Raw genomic sequence first — 17,256 nt, 5'->3', positions numbered from 1 at the left:
GAATTCCCGTGCGTCCGCCCGCTCACCCTGCGACCAGCGGACGCCGCGCCCGTTCCGGCCGCACCAGCCGCCAATCCAACCCTTCGAACAGAGCCGCCAGCTGCGCCGAGGAGATCCGCATCACTCCGTCCCGCATCTGCGGCCAGACGAACTTGCCTCCCTCAAGGCGCTTGTGAACGAGCACCATTCCGGTCTGATCCCAAACCAGCAGCTTGATCCTGTCCGCCCGTTTCGAGCGGAAGACGAAGACCGCCCCACAGAATGGATCGAGCCCGGACATCTCCTGCACCGCCAGCGCGAGGCCATCGATCCCCTTGCGGAAGTCCACCGGGCGCGTCGCCACATAGACCTTTGTTGGCCCTCCCTGACCGAGCATCATGATGTCGCCGTCCGCGCCGCCCGGATGGACCTGGTCAGCAGGATCTCATCGGCGTCGGCCCCGACGCGGATCACGACATCGCCGACAACGATCTCCACGCCGGTGGCGACCTCCGTCTCTGCCGGCATCGCCGCTGCGGGACCCTCGACGACCAACTCTGCAAACATCGGCAGGGCCGCCACGCTCTCGGGCACGACAAGCTGCCCCGTCCGCAACTTCTTCCGCCAGTCGTAGACCTGCCAGCGCGTCGTCCCGTGCTGCCGCGCGACATCCGTTACCGAGGCCCCCGGCACCAGGCTCTCCGCAGCGACCCGCGCCCGCTCCGCCTTCGTGCGCCGCCGACGCCCGCTCGGCCCCTCGATCACCTCCAGCCGAGAAACCCTGCCGTCCCTTGGGCCGTCCAAATGGACGCCCACTTTGCCGTCTCGTTCCAAACCAACACCTCCAACGCTCATGCGCACAGAGAATGACCCGGTCAGATCAGAAGCGGCAGGAGGGGGGCCGCGTCGCGCTTACATATGATGGACTTGTAACACTCATCTTGAGGATCGCCATGCCACAAGAGTCCATCCCACAGTCCGCTCTCTCCGCCAGCCCGGCCGATAGTGCTGCAATTCAAAATGCACTTGATACCGTGCGCGAGACACTGGGGATGGAAGTCGCCTATCTCTCCGAATTCGTACAGGAACGGGCGGTATTTCGAGCGGTCAGTGCCCCTGGCCTCGAGGCGATGATCCGCCCGAGCCAGAGCATGGATCTGAGGGAAGTCTACTGCAAACACATCCTGGATGGCGGTCTGCCCAGCTTGATCACCGATACCAGTCAGCACGCCATAGCGACTGATTTGCCGATCACGCAGATGATCCCGATCGGCAGCCATCTGTCCGTGCCGGTCAGGCGGGCCGATGGCAGCGTCTTTGGAATGTTCTGTTTTCTCAGCCGCCATGCAAGGCCCGATCTTGGGCAGGAAGATCTGACCATGGTGCTGGCAGAGTCTGTGGGTGTGGGGACACGGCTGTTCGGAGCACCGGATCGTGCCACTGACAAGGAAAGTTAACCGATAGTTCCAGTTCCATACGGTTTAGTGCTCAGGGGGCATAGCAAACCGCCATGCCAGGCCTGATCTGGGACGGGGTGACCTGACCAAAGTAGGGAAGGGTCCTTGGAGGTGGGAACGCGGCAGTTTGGTCATCATATTGCTCCGCCCGCAGCGGCAAGACCCGGCGGGCGAGGCACCAAATCAGATCTTCGCATCCGAAGCATCGGTAGGTGTCGCGTTGTCCTTAATTCCGGCACACGACGCATTGGGCGGCGTTTGTTTCCCTTAAATATAATACTCAGGCGCCAGCTCGCGGAAGTCTTCTCCTGTTCCGCACGATAATACGGTAGACTGCAGCGGGCAGCGTCTAATCCCATGCATCGCCAAAGTCTTCGTCATCACCTTCCATCGCTGCCAACCGTCCAACTCCGCGCACCTTGTGTCAGTTTTAATGGCAAGAATGTCGAATTTAACGGCAAGATACCGCCTTTGATGGCAAAGCTGCTCCGTTGATTTTATTGAGTTTCGTATGCCGCATTTAAGTGCTACGCGACACAAGGGCACAGTTTCGGGTCTCTGTCTGGACTGAGATCCGCCCCCGTAGCGGAGGGGAAGCCCGAAAGGCGAGGCACATCCCTGCCACCGTCAAATCGCCGCGCGCCACATCCGATACCGCCCCTGCCCGGTCATCTCCCGGATCAGACCCTGTTCCTCCATCCACGCGAGGTTGCGCTGAACGGCTGCTCGGCTGGCGCCGGTCAGGGCCTCAGCCATTGGGGCGGAGATGAGCGGCCATTCGGTCAGCACGGTGCGCAAGGCCGGGGTCGTGCGGCCCGACAGCGGGATCATTGCAATCTGCGCCCTCTCCGCCCACGCCTCGATATCATCAAGATGGCGCATCGCGGTCAGACATGCCGTCTCCATCCCGTCGAGCCACCGCGCCAGACGCTCAGCGGGTGGGCCGCCAGCGCGCAGCCCCCCTGCCCCGCCCATGGCCAAAGGCGCAAAGACCGCACCCTTGCCGTCGCCGGCCGCGATCCGTGCGGCTGTGACCGCCTTTTCCATCTGATCGCCCTGGTGCCCAAGCCCAGCAAGGCTCCAGAGGTGAAAGCCCATGCAAGCGCGGGTGATCGGGTGCAGAGCCGTTGCATGCGCCATCAGGTCAAGCCAACCGCCTGCGCGATCCGCAAAGGGCTCCGCATCAGCCTCCATGTTCTCCGGGTCGCGGCGGTCGAGGAAGGCGGACAGGTCCCCTTCCGGACCTGGCCCGCCTGTAAGACGGCGAACCGCCCACCCGACACCCGCGAGTGCTCCGGTATCGTCGTGCACGCCGGACAGGCGCAGGGAGATCCATAGTGCCAGCCGGTCTGCCCCGATGCGGTCACCGACAAACCAGCTGAGATCGGCTGCCTCAAGCAGCGCCAGCCTGTGCCGCCAGCCCTTCGGGCCGCGCCGCAGCCGATCGTCCAGTGCCCCGAGCCTGCCCGCAATACGGGCAAGACGGGCTGCACTGGCCGCCTCTGCGGTCTGCCAGTCATCGATGACCTTGATCTCACGCGGTTCAGCCCGTGGTCCGGGCGGCAGGTCGTCGGGCTCGTCGTCGATCGCACCGGGCAGAAACCACAGGTCGTCCTCGGGTGTCTCATCGACCTCTCCGGTATCAGGAAGAGCGTCGCCAAAATAACACGGAATAGCGGGTACTTGGGTCTTCATAGATGCAGAATACACATCTTTTGCATTTTACCTAAGGGTTTAAATTTGCCGTGCTAGCGGCCCTCGTGGAGCCTGTCTGCGCAATGATCCTCGGTTAGCTCTCTGGATGTGCACCTAGGGTGAAAACCCCGGGCTTCTTGCGGAGCAGCATCACAGAATGGGCCATTACATCTGTTTACAAACGGTCGTTTATTTGCGCCTTCAAATATTGGAAGATGGTCCTCCATGCCGCTGATTGGCTATGCCCGCGTCTCTACAGACGATCAGACACTGCTGCCGCAGGCCCAGGCTTTGAAAGCCGCAGGCTGCTCGGTCATCCGGGAGGAGCATGGGTCCGGTGGCAATCGCGCCCGCCCCGTCCTGACGAGCGTCCTGGACGGTATCCGCAAGGAAGACACGCTGGTCGTCGTTCGGATCGACCGACTGGCCCGGTCCCTCTCGCATCTGCTGGAGATCATCGAGCAGCTCGAAGCAAAGGGTGCGTTCTTTCGCTCGATCGAGGATCCGATCGATACGGCATCGCCCCAGGGAAAGTTCACGCTCCAGGTGCTGGGGGCGGCGGCCGAGTTCGAGCGGGCATTGATACGCGAACGGACCAAAGCGGGACTGGCCAGCGCCCGTCTCGAAGGCCGCATTGGCGGGAACCCCGGTCTGCGTGCCCGAAACCCGGAGGCGCTTCGCAAGGTACGCCTAGCGCGGCATGATGGCTATATGGAGCGTGTTGCCCAGACCGCAGGGGACTGGGTTCCCCATGTCCGCAGGCTGCGCCCACACATGGCCTGGGAGGATATCCTGCGGATCATCAATGCATCCCTGCCCCAGAACCGACAATGGACACAGCCGCGGCTTCTGAGGGCTGTTCGGGCCTATGTTCGGGACGACTTCCTGCCCGAAGAAGTCCTCGGGCGTGCCGCCCGACGCGTAGGCGACGACCGTCTGCCGGCGATCGTGGCTGCAATAAAGGGGGCTGATCCCCAGATCACCCTCCAGGCCATCTGCGATCGCTTGGAGGCGATGCGTGAGCGCACCCCCCGCGGGCGAACAACGTGGCAGCCCTCGTCGGTCAAGATGCTGCTGGCACAGGCTAAGAAGCTGGGGATGCTGTCCGAGAAAGCGATCAAGCGAACGGATTAACCAGCCGCAGCTGTCCTTCGACCAGCAGCCCCGTATGCATGTCTTCAGTCCAGAGTGTAGTGCAGCCGGCAATCAAGGCCGCGGCGACGATCATCGCGTCATACACCGAAAATCCGTAACGCTCAGCCAGCGCGCGACCGACCTCATGCGTGCGCAAGGTCACGTCCTCAACCGAGCACAGCATCCTGACTCCAGCTAGAAAACTGGCAGTTTCATCCCAGTCAAGTCCAGCCTTGCGATGGCAATTTACCATTGCCTCGTTCAACACCTGCACACTGATGCACGGGCCCACGAGGTGTGGTGGCACGTGATTAGTTGCGCGAGAACGCGCGTTACACCCGAGTCACCTGTCTACTGCGCAGCAGGCTCGCTGGAGCTCAGCAATAACGCTCATCCTACAAGTAGGTAGCTGTAAATAATACCTATTTCCGATAATTGCCAATTGGCAATTACAATGGATTGGCCTCGGCATACTTGCGAAAAAAAGCGAGGAAGGCGCGGTCGGGATTGGCGGCTTCAGGTTTGCCCTTTGCCCATGTACGCCATTCGCCTTCGATGAAATAGATGTCGTAACCTGGGTGGCGCATTCGTGCTGTCTCATAGGTGTCAGTACGAAGGGCCTGCCCGCGTGTGTCGAGCCAAGCTGGTCGCGCCCGACCCTCCCGCTCCTCGGCACGCACTTTGCGACCAACTTTGGAGTACTGCAGCGCAAGGTCAGCAGCCCCTGCTGCGTCATCATCCTTGCGCCACCAGCGAAGTTCGACATGTGTTACGCTGCGCCCTGTCTTAATAGGTTCGATCGCAACCATGAAATCGGACAGCGCGTTGACCTCAGCGACCGCCGGATCGATTGCACGCAGCTTCAGGTTTGACCATGAAGTCAGTTTGCCTTTTGGCACGCCAAGTACGCCACGCAACGCTTCAAGAGCAAATTTTTCGGAACTGCGCCAGCGAAGGTTCCCGCGCTTCTGAACCATCTCATAAAGGGTAAGCGCGTACTTGGAGGATAGTGCGAACATCACCTCACGCTGAAGACGAGCAAAGACGGTGGAATTGGAGATGATACGTCGCAGACGCGACGGGATCTCGTACTCAAGCAGCCCGTCGGCGCGGTTTGCCTCAACATTGCCACCCAAGAGTTGCACGCGTTCGATAGCGGATTCACCATCCCAGGTGACGGCGACTTTGACGATTGCAGACATAAGCCGCTCGATGCTCTCACCGATACGGTCGTTGGAGTTATGAGAACCGCGCAAGGCGGACTTGGCGATGACGTGGCTGACTGGTTTATCGATAGCGTCCCATGCGTTTTCCAGGAGTTGGTTGTAGATGCGGCGGTCATTAAGGGTAAGCGGCGTGACCTCGACTAGATCGACTAGTTCGCCCGGTTTGATAATGCTTTCGGCATTTGGGCGGACTTCGACGGTGCGATAGGATTTCTCGGCCATTTTCTTACTCCCCAACTCTTACTTTTGTATCGTCAGAGACGTAAGATTTCAACCGTTTCTCGCTTAGCTGGAGGGATTGCACCCGAAATGTAAGGGTTGCGTTGAAGGGCAGCGTAGCACAGCACTGCAACACATTGATAATAGGGCTCTTTTTTATGGACAGGAGACTAAACTGGCGGCTGCCCAAAAGGTAAGGATACGAATCATCCCGATGCGTATGACATACCGCCCCAATATGTAAGAACAGCCATCCCGATTCGTAGGAATTGGCACCCAAACTGTAAGGATGGGCACATAAAAGTCATTGTTTTACAAACATATAGCCTTGCATGAACAATATGAATCTATGAATCTGAACTTGAGACGTTTTACTTTCATGCTTATGAGGTTGGAAGACTCCCAAGACCCATATGCAAATCTTACAGATTGGTTGCCCCGCTCCCGTAAATGGCTCCTTAAATCCGAACTAAGCCATCAATGAACACAACTATCGGCTTTTTGGCTGCAAACTCGGAATATCCGAACTTTACGGTGCCGTCCTAATGGCTCATGATCTGCGTAAAGTAGCGTGAGGCGCCATGACATCCGTTCTTCCATCCGTAAGTTTGACAGAGTTGACACAGCTCACCAGCCGCGCAAGCACTGTTATCCAACGCCTGCGGGAACGAGTTTTCTCGCCAGGTCATGAGAAACAGCTCAATCTTCGCTTTAACGTCCGAACGGCTGCGGAGATGGTAGGGCGCACCGAGAAGGCAATCCGTGACGCTGAGGGTGACGGTCGTTTGCAGGAACCAGACAAAGATCCCGAAACGAAACGCCGAACGGGATACACATTGGGGCAGGTCAACCAGATGCGGGACGTATTCGGCACGCTACCGCATCGCGCATCCGATGATCCGGCGTTGGTCCTTGCGGTTCAGAACTTCAAAGGCGGTGTCGGAAAGTCTACTATCGTCAGTCACTTGTCACAGTTCTTTGCGCTAAAAGGCTATCGTGTATGCGTGATAGATTGCGACAGCCAAGCGTCCACCACTGCGATGTTCGGGATGAATCCAGACATCGATGTCGATGAAGAAGAAGATACGCTGTATCCATTTCTGCGCCATGGTGGGCCAAAGTCGCTCCACTATGCCCTGCGGGCGACTTATTGGCCGGGGATAGCGCTCATTCCCGCAAACCTTGGGCTTTACGACGCGGAGTACGAGTTTGCAGCCCGGATGGCGCGGGAGCCGACTTTCATTCTCGACCGCTTGAGGGATGGGGTCGAAAGCATTGCTGACCAGTTCGACATCATCGTGCTTGACCCGCCACCAGCGCTTGGCATGTTGTCGCTTTCGGTTCTGCGAGCGGCGAACGCACTGCTGATACCGGCACCGCCAAACAATATTGATTTCGCCTCGACAGCACACTTCCTGAAGATGATGGAGTCGACCTTATCGGAGCTGGCCGAACATGGCGGCGCGCGCGAGTATAATTTCGTTAAAATTATTGCCTCGAAGATGAACGATCAAAAATCTGCGCATCTTGCGATTAAAAGGATGATGGATGCGGTGTTCCCGCAGGATATGCTGCAAGCGACGCTGAAGGACAGCGCTGAGATAGACAACGCAACTGCGAACCTGTCCACGGTTTACGAATTGACTGGACCGGCAACTAGAACCGAAACGCACAAGCGCTGTCGCGCCTACTTGGATGCAGTCGGGCGCGAGGTGGAACTTCTCACTCGCAAGACTTGGCCCAGCCATCACAAGGCGCTTCGCAAGGAAGGACTACTATGAGCAAACGTCACAACGCCATAGACGATATCCTGAACAGCTTCGAGGCAACTGCCGTGCCCGAGGAAAAAGCAGGGGCGCGATTTTTGAAACGTTCAAATGCGCTATCCGAAAGCGGAGAACGGGAGGAAAAGGTGCTGCGTTGGGTAGATCCTGCGCAATGCGTCATGTGGGAACGGCACAACCGCGAATATTCGCTGTTAAACGACCAAAATTGCGCCGACCTTATCAACTCGATCAAGGCGCAGGGGCGGCAAGAATTTCCTGCTATCGTCCGCCGGACAGGCGAGGGGTATGAGGTCATCTGTGGCGCACGTCGGCACTTCGCTATCAGTTGGCTGCGTGCAAACAACTACCCACAATTCCGGTATCTGGTAGATGTACGCGACCTGACGGACGAGGAAGCCTTCCGCCTCTCCGACATAGAGAACCGCGACCGCGAGGATATTTCTGATTATGAACGCGCTCGCGACTACGCGAGAGCGTTGGAGGCATATTATGGCGGTCGGCAAAAAGCTATGGCGGAACGACTGGAGGTCTCCGAGGGCTGGCTCTCACGCTACCTTCAACTGGTGAAGCTCCCGGACGTGATCATCGCCTCGTATGCATCTTTGCGTGACGTGAAAGAGCTTCACGCGCGGATATTGAAGCCGTTGCTGACCAACCCGAAAACCCGCGAGGCGGTGATGAATGTGGCGGGTGAGCTAGCTATGACTCAGGAAGTTGCACGGGCGGGGAAGGGCGATCCAGTTCCCGCCGCCCAGGTCCTGGCCCGCCTAAAGGCCGCGGTCGCCACTCCAAAACGCAAGCGTCCGTCCGCCTCCGTTTCTCGGCGCATAATCCATGAAAGCGGAGTCGCGATGCAGCGCAAGAACGGGAAGGTGACATTGGAGTTCGATGAATTCCTATCTGACGAATCATTGCGCGCCGCGATCGACCTGTTCCTGAAGTCTCGTGAATAATTGACAGGTGGCAATTGTGCTATTTTATCGTTATCTATCAGTCATTAAGCTTGGTTTAATCTTCGATCCTGGATGAGCTGGCATCTTTGCCCTTCAGTGCATCAGGCGGCGCTTTGCTCTTCCATCTGCTAAGCCCAGCACGAAGCCGGTGCCTCGGACGAAGTCAACGAGGTCATCAATGAGGCGTAAGTCTATGGATCGAATCGAACTGATATTCTCCCCCCCCCCACACGGGCAGCCTTGAATTAGCTGTCGATCGTTTCTTGAAGCTCGGCAATTTTCTTAAGTATGTCGTCGAATGACGGCGGTGTCTGGTCAAACATCATCGGCGCCATCGCCCGATAATCGGCTCGCAAGTCTTTGACCCGCTCTTCGTCAGGCATCAGCCGAAGTGTGCCTGGCCGAGCCGTTTCGTAGCTGGCCCAGCCCGAACGGAAGAAGATCGTTTTGTGCTGTGCCACTTGCGCCAGCAGATCAAGATCGGCGACGGCGGCTTTTCCCTCGTCGGTGTCGAAGAGCATGGCGAGGTCGTAGTAATGCCGCGAGAAATATTGTGCTGTCGGAGATTCTGCAGGGCGATGTGCCTCTGCATGGAGCGCAGTCGCCTTTTCCCAGAATGTGCGCCGCGCTGACAGAACGGTCACGCTGGTGTCGGGTTCTGCGAAGAACTCGGGATAGTCATCGGCCGCGTATGGGCGGATGACCTTCTCTTCGGTCGGCCAGGGATCGCCGCGCGCGCCAAGTTCGAGTTTTACGCGCGGGGTGATGTAGGCCATGCCCTTATATTCAGAAGCGGGAAGCGCCGTCGGGTAATGGAAGTTGACGGTCTGGGCGTCGCCGGGGTCGATCTCCAGCGACCACTCGCCGTTGGCTGGCTCACCCAGCTGTTCGACGATCGCGGCGCGAAGCGCCGGGAGAAGTTTCTCGGCAACGTGCCGCTCAACGTCGCTGACCAGGTCGTTAATAAGCCGGGCTGCCTGCTTCTTGCTGATCCCCTCCTTCTCGGGATCGCGATCGCCCTTGTAACCTAGTTCCGCACGATCGAACGACAAATCGATATCCTCGGAGAAACGGCGTATCGCACCGAATGCCTTGGAGAGCGATGTACCACCCTTAAAGACGAGAGACGCCGTTGTTCCTTTGGGCAGGCCGAACAAGCGCCTGAGACTCCAGCAGACCCAGAAGTCCTTTTCGATGATCGTGTCGGCGACGCCTCGGGCGGCGCTGGTCTCCCCGAAAAGAGCAGCGCGGTCTTCCGCGGGAAGCAGCGCGACCTTATCCACCGATATCGGCCGTCGCTGCGTTGGCGATCGTGACAAGCGTCGGCCGCATCCAGGCGGGTGCTTGAACGGCACTCGAAGCCAGCGTCTTTTTGTCGTTGGCCGACAGCTGCCGCGCAGCGACGCGCGCGACGTCGGCCGCGCGCACGGGGCCGACATGGCGAAGGGCCTGAACGACAGTGCCGGCTGCGCTTCCTGGCGCAACGAGATGCTTGGGCGAGGCGTGGCGAAGATCGACGACACGCTTGCCCAGCACAACGCGCCGCGACGGACCATTGGTCAGGTAAGTGCTTTGGGCCGGAACCTGAGTGGATAGACCAAGCGCATTCGCTGCCCGTGCACCAGCAATTTGAACCTGAGAGCCAGTCTCCCGGGCAAGCGCATGGGCGACGTCATCGGGAGCTGGCGAGAGTGTTCCGAGCTTCGGATGCATCTTGGGGAAGTCGTATAGCCCGCGCGCGAGACGACGAAGCTGGCCTCCCTTTACCAGCCGGGAGAGAGCCTGGTCAATGGATGAGCGGGCGGCGACGGCTAGGAAATCACTGGGCGTGAAGACGCTGCCGCGTCCGCTTGCGCGAACACGCCTCATCACTCGATCAGGAACAGATACAGCCGGGGCTTTCATATGTCAGAAAATATACTATCTTTTTCTGACATTCAAGTAGTGTCTCTAAGGAACTCTAGGATGCAGTTTGGGTGGGCGGCAGGTAAGTGCTATCGTTGCGGGGCGCACGATTAGTCGCTTCCAAGGCGAGCTGCGGATGCTCTGCCGCGCTGCCATCGGGCAGCTTCCTGCGCCTAAATGCCTTAACCTGTAGGCTTCAATGGTCCGCTATGCGGGAGATACCGTTGAAAAACACGCTCCGTTTGATCGCTCGTCGCTCTGGTAAACAAAAGCGCTGCGCCTCTTCAGGCGATCTTTGGCGTCATCGGGATCAGTTTGGCGAGTTTCCGCAGGTTCTGGACGGTCGCGGCCAGATGGAATTCGTCCTTTGCGCCGTTTGGTCCGCGTAGTCGCAGACGGTCGAGGCGTATGATCCGCTTCAGGTGGGCAAACAGCATCTCGACCTTCTTCCTGGCATAGCTTGATGCGACGTAGGCATCGGTTTTTGCCAGCTGGCGGGCATGCTCTCGCGCGTCCTCGTGCGGATGGCGAGCGATCTTGCGGACGGCGGCGCCCGGGGTGCATCGCGGCTTCAGGGGGCATACGGAACAGTCATGCTTGCTGGCATAGTAGCGGGTTGTGCCGTCCTTGCAGATGCCGGATCGCGGCTTGCGCATCTCGCGCCAGTATTTCTTCAGCTTCTTGCCGCCGGGGCAGGTGTATTCATTGGCCGCGTGGTCAAAAGCAAAGGCTGTGGCCGGGAATGCACCGTCACCGCGTTCGGTCTTGTCGAAGACGGGAATATGCGGCTCGATCTCCTGCTCCTCGACCAGCCAGCCCAGCATGTCGCCTGCTCCATATGCAGTATCGGCGACAAGCGTGTCGGGATGCAGTCCAAATGTCTCCTTGGTGCGCACGATCATCTCACGAACACACGCCACCTCCGCCTGGCGTATGGGTGCTGTTGCCTCCACATCCACGATGATCGCATGCTCCAGGTCGACGAGATAGTTGGTGCTGTAGGCAAAGAAAGGCCTGTCGCCGTTTGCACCTGTGAAGCGGGCAGCGGGATCGGTCGGCGAAAGCGTTTTAGGCTGCACTGACGTGGAGGAGCCGAATGCCGTGTCATCAAGAGTGTCCAGATACTCTTGTGTGGCTCGGGTGACAGTGTCGCCCGCGGACCAATCTTCGGCCCGGACCTTGCTGTAGCGGCTGGCGTCGGCCTTGATCAGAGAAGCGTCCGCCCCGAACTGCCTACCGCCAACGAGGCCTTCGGTGATGCAGCGCGTCAGCACGGCCTCGAACACCTGCCGCAGCAGATCGCAGTCTCGAAACCGGCCGTGGCGGTTCTTCGAGAAGGTGGAATGATCAGGCACTGCATCGGTCAGATCGAGACGACAGAACCAACGATAGGCCAGGTTCAGTCCCACCTCTTCGCACAGCCGCCGCTCGGAGCGGATGCCGTAGCAATAGCCGACCAGAAGCATGCGGATCATCAGTTCGGGATCAACCGACGGTCTGCCCGTCGACGAGTATGTCGGCGCTAGCAGTGAACGCACGCAAGAGAGATCGACAAACCGGTCCATGGCCCGCAGGAGATGATCAGAGGGCACCATGGTCTCCAACGAGAACTCGTAGAACAGCTGTCCTTGTGAAACTTGCCGAGGTCCCATCATGGCCGTCACCTCCCTGCCTAAGAGAAGTGAATCAGCGTCAGAGCTATCAGGCAACGGTGTTTTTCAACAGAATCCGGGACAAAGCGGTCACTCGCGGTGCATGCATCATAGCAATTTCAGTCATGAAGGCGACTCGGTTGGGCTGAGCTCAGGAAAGCGTGGCGACACGGATATTGTTCGTGCTACCGGATTGGCCGAAGGGCACACCGGAGAGCACGACGATACGGCCGCCGGCCCTGATCTTCAGCTCGTCCCGGCAGGTCGTGATGGCTATGTCGACCATGCTTTCATAGTCGACGACGCTATCCTCAGTCACCGCCCTGGCACCCCAGAGAAGTGCCATCCGCCGCGAAACTGCAGCATCACGCGTCAGGGCCAGCAACGGCAGCGATGGACGCCGCGCGGCGACACGCGCTGCGGTGGTTCCTGTCAGCGAGTAGGCTACAATCGCCGAGGCACCGAGCGAGATGCCGAGCATCGCACCATGATCGGCGATAACGTCCGCCGACGTGGCCGGCTGATCGCGACTCGCCTCGACCGCCTTGGTATAGAGCGAATGCGCCTCGGTGCTGTTCAGGATGCGGTCCATGACCGCCACGGCCTCGACCGGATAGGCCCCCGTCGCGCTCTCAGCCGACAGCATCACCGCATCGGCTCCGTCATAGATTGCGGTAGCAACGTCCGAGGCTTCGGCCCGGGTGGGTGCGGGCGAGGAGGTCATGGATTCGAGCATCTGGGTGGCCACAATGACCGGGCGGCTGTGGCGACGGCAGAGCGCGATAATTTCCTTCTGCCGCGCGGGGACGTCCTCAGGCGGGATCTCGACACCGAGATCACCCCGGGCAATCATCACGGCATCGGCTTTGCGGACAATCGCATCGATGTCGTTGAGAGCCGATGGCTTCTCGATCTTTGCGATTAGTCCCGCCCGGCCGTCCACGAGCTGAGTGATTTCGTCCAGATCGCTAGCCTTCTGGACGAACGACAGCGCGACCCAATCTACCCCCTGAGATAAACCGAACTCCAGGTCGCCGCGGTCCTTTGCCGTCAGCACCGGCAGATCAAGAACCGTGTCCGGCAGATTGACACCCTTGCGGTCGCTGACGGTCCCACCTTCCAACACTTCTGCATCTATCTGGTCGGGGCGGACGGAGAGGACACGAAGGCGCACCCGTCCGTCGTCGATAAACAGCCGGTGGCCAGGCTGGATGGCCGTAAATATCTCGGGATGGGGCAGCGGCAGCGGACCCGCCCCTGCAGAGGTGGCGTCCGGCAGGAAACTGACTTTCTCCCCCCGGGAGAGCGACTGCCGACCATCTTTCAGCCGGCCAAGGCGGATCTTCGGGCCCTGCAGGTCCTGGAGGATGCCGATGGGCACGCCAACCTCTCCTTCAAGCGCGCGGATCGCAGTAACGACCTCCGCATGGCTCTGGTGCTCGCCGTGGCTGAAGTTGAGGCGAAACGTGTCGACCCCGGCCTCGAAGAGCTGGCGCAGCATGGCCGGGGCGGCACTGGCGGGACCGACGGTCGCCACGATCTTGGCGCGTCTGTTACGGATCATGGGGTCATCCTTGTGGGTCAGGCGACGAGGATCGCTCTGAAGTCGTTGACGTTCGTGAGGGTCGGGCCGCTGCGCAGCAGCGCGCCGATCGCGTCGAAGAAGCTGTAGCTGTCGTGCCTTGCGAGGAAGTCGTGGGCTGTGAGGCCTTTGCGTCTGGCCTCATCGAGTGTTCGGGGCGAGATGATAGCGCCGGCCGCGTCTTCCGTTCCGTCTATGCCGTCGGTGTCGACGGCGAGGGCATGGATACCAGCGTGGCCTTTCAGAGCTTGGGCCAGCGCCAGGAGGAACTCGGTGTTCCGCCCACCGCGACCCGGCAGCGTTTCGCCTATGGTTACAGTCGCCTCACCGCCAGACAACAGGACGGCAGGGGCTCTTACCGGCGTGCTGTGAGCTGCTATGGCCCGGACGATCCCTGCCATCACCGTCCCCATTTGTGCGGCTTCGCCCTCAAGGGCATCGCCAAGCAGCACCGGGGTGACACCAGCGTTTTGGGCCACTTCTGCCGCAGCCTCCAGCGACATCTGGGGTGTCGCGATCAGGCGGTAGTCCACCGTGAAATCCGGCTGCGGCTCCGCCGCGCGCATCAGAATGGCGCGTGCGGCTTCGGGCAGGGACGGGCCGAGCTTGCGGACCAGATGCGACAGGTCCTCTGCGCTGGTCGGGTCAGGCACCGTCGGTCCCGAAGCGATGGCGGCCGGGTCATCCCCGGGCACATCCGAAATCGCCAGCGTCACGAGCCGCGCCGGTGTGGCCGCGCGTGCAAGGCCACCTCCTTTCACCTGCGACAAGCGCCTGCGGATGCGGTTCATGTCGTCTATGGCAAGACCAGAGGCCAGCAGCAGGCGGTTGACGGCGATCTTGTCGTCCAATGTCAAAGGCGCTGCGGGGAGGCTCATGAGAGCTGATCCGCCTCCCGAGATCAGAGCCAGCACCAGATCCTCCGGCCCTGCCTGCTGGACAGTTCGCAGGATTTCGGCGGCGGCATCCATTCCTGCCTGATCGGGAACCGGATGCGCCGCCTCACGCACCACGATCCGATCCGTTGGCACCGCATGACCGTAGCGCGTCACGACGACGCCCGACACATTGACATCTGGCCAGGCCTTTTCCACGGCACGAGCCATGGCGGCGGCGGATTTTCCCGCCCCCACCACGATGCACCGGCCAGTCGGCTTCTCCGGCAGGTGGCGGGGGAGGACCGTGGCTGGGTCCGCCGCCGCGATCGCGGCGTCCATCATCCGCAACAGCAGAGCCTTAGCATCCTCCTCCCGCATCTTTGGCCTCAGATGTTGTCGCCGCGGATGGCGTCGCAGACGGCATCCGTGACCTGCTGGGTATTGGCGTTGCCGCCGACATCCGGCGTCATTACACCATCGGCGCAAACCTTCTCGACGGCGCGCATCAGGCGCGTTGCGGCATTGGCCTCACCAAGATGCTCCAGCATTTGGGCGGCGGTCCAGAAGGTCGCCACCGGATTAGCGATCCCTTTGCCGGTGATGTCGAAGGCCGAGCCGTGGATCGGCTCGAACATCGAGGGGTAGCGCCGCTCCGGGTCGATATTGGCGGTTGGCGCAACGCCAAGCGAGCCAGCAAGCGCACCAGCCAGGTCCGACAGGATGTCGGCATGGAGGTTCGTGGCGACGATGGTGTCGAGGCTTTTCGGGTTCTTGACCATCCGCACGGTCATCGCATCGACCAGCATCTTGTCCCAAGTCACATCCGGGAACTCCTTGGATACTTCCGCTGCGATCTCGTCCCACATGACCATGCCGAAGCGCTGCGCGTTCGACTTGGTGACAACCGTCAGGAACTTGCGCTGGCGGGACTGCGCCAGTTTGAAGGCGTAGCGCATGATCCGCGTGACGCCGACGCGGGTGAAGATCGAGACCTCGGTGCCGACCTCCTCGGGCAGACCTTTATGGGCACGACCCCCATGGCCCGAATACTCGCCCTCGGAATTTTCGCGCACGATGACCCAGTCCAGATCGCCCGGTCCGACATTGGCTAGCGGCGACTGAATGCCCGGCAGGATCTTGGTGGGCCGGACGTTCGCGTATTGGTCGAAGCCCTGGCAGATCGGCAGGCGCAGCCCCCAAAGAGTGATGTGGTCCGGCACGTCCGGCGCACCGACCGCGCCAAAAAAGATCGCGTCGAAGGCCTTGAGCTGCTCAGGCCCATCCTCGGGCATCAGCGCACCGGTTTTCTTGTAGCGTTCTGAGCTCCAGTCGAACTCGGTCACGTCAAAGGTGAATCCCCCGTCGCGACGGGCCAGCACTTCAAGGGCCTGAAGCCCGGCGGCGATGACCTCGGGGCCGATGCCGTCGGCCGGAATGGCGGCAATTTTGTAGGTTTTCATCGTCTCGTCCTCATTCGGTTGCGGTTCGCCGAATGCGTCGCCGGAGTGATCATCCATCATCGTGCAGTCCTCCCATTCGCGACGCTCTGCAGCGTCCACTGTGGGCAGGTTACAAAGCTCATGGACTGCGAAGCAATTTTCACTGAATTATATAAAGACGTGCAACAATGAGGGTGAGGCGTGGATATTCTGCAGCTACGATGTTTTCTGGCAGCAGCCGACGAGATGCACTTCGGCAGAGCGGCCAAGTCACTCGACATGCTGCCAGCCTCCCTCGGCCGCCACATCAAGCTGTTGGAGGATCGTTTCGAGGCACGGCTTTTCCTGCGCACGACAAGAAGCGTTTCGCTGACGGAAGCTGGACAGGCCATTCTCGAGGATGCGCGTGCGCTCGTGGCCCAAGCCGATCGTTTCGAGGAGCGGCTGCGTGGTATGCGGCGCAGTGATAGCCCGCTGCTGAAGGTCGGTGCCATTGACAGTGCAGCGAACGGATTGATGCCGCAGCTCATCCAACTCATGCGCGTTCATCACCCCGAGATCGAAATCCAGTTGATCGAGCAGAAGACTATCCATCTGCTACCAAAGATTTTGAGTGGCAGTATCGACATTGCCTTTTGCCGACCGCCGGACATCCGCGATCCAAAGATCCAGTTTCAGACCCTGTTTTACGAAAGCGCCGTCGTCGCGTTGCCAGACGACCACCCGCTGTCAGGTCGGTCGATGCTGTCCATCCAGGATCTTTCCAATGCCCCGCTCATCGTGCCGGACCGACGTTCGAGGCCGCATTCGCACGACCTAACAATCAAGCTTTTCACTGATGCGGGCCTGGGTGCGCGCATCGCCCAGGTGGCTGAGGAGAAGCACACGATCGTCAACCTTGTCGCAACCGGTGCGGGTCTGGCCATCGTTCCGCGGTGGGTGTCTCGCATCGCGGTATCCGGCGTCGCCTTTGTTCCGTTATCCGTCCCAGATGGATTCACCCGCAACAAGCTGGTCCTTGCAGCAGCTTGGGCCCGAGGCGCGCGCGATCCACGCCGCGACGCGTTTCTGGCGGTGCTGGCGCAGAACCTTGCGGAGATTGAAAGCAGCGCCTGAGCAAATGTTGCAGAAATTTATATAATCTCACTGAAGTAGGAATTCTTCCGGTCTCCCCGGATGCTGCGGAGCTAGGGCTTGTTCTTCAGGACAAGCTGTCAGGGAGCCTTGGGAGGAGGATTTCCATGATCATTTTGACGGCGCTGCACGCATGATCTGAAGACGCACCGGACGCGTAGCCGCGTCAGACGCTGCCTGCTGATCGTCTGCCAGCAACGAGATACCAGCTCGCGC

Annotated in this window: 15 protein-coding genes and 1 pseudogene; 5 read left to right on the top strand and 11 right to left on the bottom strand. The window is 60.1% G+C overall.

Features of this window, described 5'->3' with window-relative positions:
- Positions 1-22 precede the first annotated feature (22 nt).
- Positions 23-379 (bottom strand): IS66 family insertion sequence element accessory protein TnpB, encoded by a 357-nt coding sequence (gene tnpB / locus SY26_RS18325; RefSeq protein ID WP_071209476.1) that lies wholly within the window; start codon positions 377-379, stop codon positions 23-25.
- A complete protein-coding gene (locus tag SY26_RS18320; RefSeq protein WP_198143210.1) occupies positions 376-813 on the bottom strand; it encodes a transposase in 438 nt (145 codons plus the stop codon). The genes tnpB and SY26_RS18320 overlap by 4 nt, the downstream gene beginning before the upstream one ends.
- A 119-nt stretch (positions 814-932) precedes the next feature.
- Between SY26_RS18320 and SY26_RS18315 the strand changes: the two genes are divergently transcribed.
- Positions 933-1,436, top strand: coding sequence for a GAF domain-containing protein (locus SY26_RS18315; RefSeq protein ID WP_052650436.1), 504 nt, complete (start codon positions 933-935; stop codon positions 1,434-1,436).
- Between the two features lie 627 nt (positions 1,437-2,063).
- Here the strand turns inward: SY26_RS18315 and SY26_RS18310 are convergent.
- Positions 2,064-3,131, bottom strand: coding sequence for a hypothetical protein (locus tag SY26_RS18310; RefSeq protein ID WP_046001726.1), 1,068 nt, complete (start codon positions 3,129-3,131; stop codon positions 2,064-2,066).
- 225 nt (positions 3,132-3,356) lie between these two features.
- Here SY26_RS18310 and SY26_RS18305 point away from each other — a divergent pair, with 225 nt between their 5' ends.
- Positions 3,357-4,265: a recombinase family protein gene (locus SY26_RS18305; protein WP_046001725.1), complete on the top strand. Its 909-nt coding sequence runs from the start codon at positions 3,357-3,359 to the stop codon at positions 4,263-4,265.
- Here the strand turns inward: SY26_RS18305 and SY26_RS18300 are convergent.
- Together SY26_RS18300 and SY26_RS18295 are read right to left on the bottom strand one after the other, a co-directional pair.
- Positions 4,249-4,551, bottom strand: a pseudogene (locus SY26_RS18300) (PIN domain-containing protein); the annotation flags it as partial. The gene SY26_RS18305 and the pseudogene SY26_RS18300 overlap by 17 nt on opposite strands.
- Positions 4,552-4,714: 163 nt before the next feature.
- Complete coding sequence (locus tag SY26_RS18295; RefSeq protein ID WP_046001724.1) at positions 4,715-5,713, bottom strand: replication initiation protein; 999 nt, start codon at positions 5,711-5,713, stop codon at positions 4,715-4,717.
- A gap of 578 nt (positions 5,714-6,291) precedes the next feature.
- On the opposite strand from SY26_RS18295, the gene SY26_RS18290 reads away from it, so the two are divergent.
- Positions 6,292-7,491 (top strand): AAA family ATPase, encoded by a 1,200-nt coding sequence (locus SY26_RS18290; protein ID WP_046001723.1) that lies wholly within the window; start codon positions 6,292-6,294, stop codon positions 7,489-7,491.
- Positions 7,488-8,450, top strand: coding sequence for a ParB/RepB/Spo0J family partition protein (locus SY26_RS18285; RefSeq protein WP_046001722.1), 963 nt, complete (start codon positions 7,488-7,490; stop codon positions 8,448-8,450). The genes SY26_RS18290 and SY26_RS18285 overlap by 4 nt, the downstream gene beginning before the upstream one ends.
- A gap of 245 nt (positions 8,451-8,695) precedes the next feature.
- Here the strand turns inward: SY26_RS18285 and SY26_RS18280 are convergent, their stop codons facing one another.
- From SY26_RS18280 to SY26_RS18255, 6 genes are all read right to left on the bottom strand, one after another.
- Positions 8,696-9,733 carry a nucleotidyl transferase AbiEii/AbiGii toxin family protein gene (locus SY26_RS18280; protein WP_046001721.1) on the bottom strand — a complete coding sequence of 346 codons (1,038 nt, stop codon included), beginning with the start codon at positions 9,731-9,733 and terminating at the stop codon, positions 8,696-8,698.
- Positions 9,726-10,319 (bottom strand): DUF6088 family protein, encoded by a 594-nt coding sequence (locus SY26_RS18275; protein ID WP_046001720.1) that lies wholly within the window; start codon positions 10,317-10,319, stop codon positions 9,726-9,728. Before SY26_RS18275 ends, SY26_RS18280 begins: the two co-directional genes overlap by 8 nt.
- Before the next feature lie 320 nt (positions 10,320-10,639).
- Positions 10,640-12,010: an IS1182 family transposase gene (locus SY26_RS18270; protein ID WP_046001719.1), complete on the bottom strand. Its 1,371-nt coding sequence runs from the start codon at positions 12,008-12,010 to the stop codon at positions 10,640-10,642.
- 148 nt (positions 12,011-12,158) lie between these two features.
- The gene (gene pyk / locus SY26_RS18265) at positions 12,159-13,571 is read right to left on the bottom strand and encodes a pyruvate kinase (RefSeq protein ID WP_046001718.1); all 1,413 of its coding nucleotides are present in this window, start codon (positions 13,569-13,571) and stop codon (positions 12,159-12,161) included.
- Positions 13,572-13,588: 17 nt separating this feature from the next.
- Complete coding sequence (locus SY26_RS18260) at positions 13,589-14,845, bottom strand: glycerate kinase (protein WP_046001717.1); 1,257 nt, start codon at positions 14,843-14,845, stop codon at positions 13,589-13,591.
- Positions 14,846-14,853: 8 nt separating this feature from the next.
- Complete coding sequence (locus SY26_RS18255) at positions 14,854-15,927, bottom strand: tartrate dehydrogenase (protein WP_046001771.1); 1,074 nt, start codon at positions 15,925-15,927, stop codon at positions 14,854-14,856.
- A gap of 180 nt (positions 15,928-16,107) precedes the next feature.
- On the opposite strand from SY26_RS18255, the gene SY26_RS18250 reads away from it, so the two are divergent.
- The gene (locus SY26_RS18250) at positions 16,108-17,022 is read left to right on the top strand and encodes a LysR family transcriptional regulator (RefSeq protein ID WP_046001716.1); all 915 of its coding nucleotides are present in this window, start codon (positions 16,108-16,110) and stop codon (positions 17,020-17,022) included.
- Positions 17,023-17,256 lie beyond the last annotated feature (234 nt).

The sequence above is a fragment of the Paracoccus sp. 228 genome (assembly GCF_000967825.1).
Taxonomy (GTDB): Bacteria; Pseudomonadota; Alphaproteobacteria; order Rhodobacterales; family Rhodobacteraceae; genus Paracoccus; species Paracoccus marcusii.
Note: the sequence above shows the minus strand (reverse complement) of the source record. Positions and strands in the feature narration are given on the sequence as shown.

Bases quoted from the DNA above. Each gene is read 5' to 3' on its own strand.
- tnpB (WP_071209476.1), bottom strand. From the start codon at position 379: ATGATGCTCGGTCAGGGAGGGCCAACAAAGGTCTATGTGGCGACGCGC.
- SY26_RS18315 (WP_052650436.1), top strand. From the start codon at position 933: ATGCCACAAGAGTCCATCCCACAGTCCGCTCTCTCCGCCAGCCCGGCC.
- SY26_RS18310 (WP_046001726.1), bottom strand. From the start codon at position 3,131: ATGAAGACCCAAGTACCCGCTATTCCGTGTTATTTTGGCGACGCTCTT.
- SY26_RS18305 (WP_046001725.1), top strand. From the start codon at position 3,357: ATGCCGCTGATTGGCTATGCCCGCGTCTCTACAGACGATCAGACACTG.
- SY26_RS18295 (WP_046001724.1), bottom strand. From the start codon at position 5,713: ATGGCCGAGAAATCCTATCGCACCGTCGAAGTCCGCCCAAATGCCGAA.
- SY26_RS18290 (WP_046001723.1), top strand. From the start codon at position 6,292: ATGACATCCGTTCTTCCATCCGTAAGTTTGACAGAGTTGACACAGCTC.
- SY26_RS18285 (WP_046001722.1), top strand. From the start codon at position 7,488: ATGAGCAAACGTCACAACGCCATAGACGATATCCTGAACAGCTTCGAG.
- SY26_RS18275 (WP_046001720.1), bottom strand. From the start codon at position 10,319: ATGAGGCGTGTTCGCGCAAGCGGACGCGGCAGCGTCTTCACGCCCAGT.
- SY26_RS18270 (WP_046001719.1), bottom strand. From the start codon at position 12,010: ATGATGGGACCTCGGCAAGTTTCACAAGGACAGCTGTTCTACGAGTTC.
- pyk (WP_046001718.1), bottom strand. From the start codon at position 13,571: ATGATCCGTAACAGACGCGCCAAGATCGTGGCGACCGTCGGTCCCGCC.
- SY26_RS18260 (WP_046001717.1), bottom strand. From the start codon at position 14,845: ATGCGGGAGGAGGATGCTAAGGCTCTGCTGTTGCGGATGATGGACGCC.
- SY26_RS18255 (WP_046001771.1), bottom strand. From the start codon at position 15,927: ATGAAAACCTACAAAATTGCCGCCATTCCGGCCGACGGCATCGGCCCC.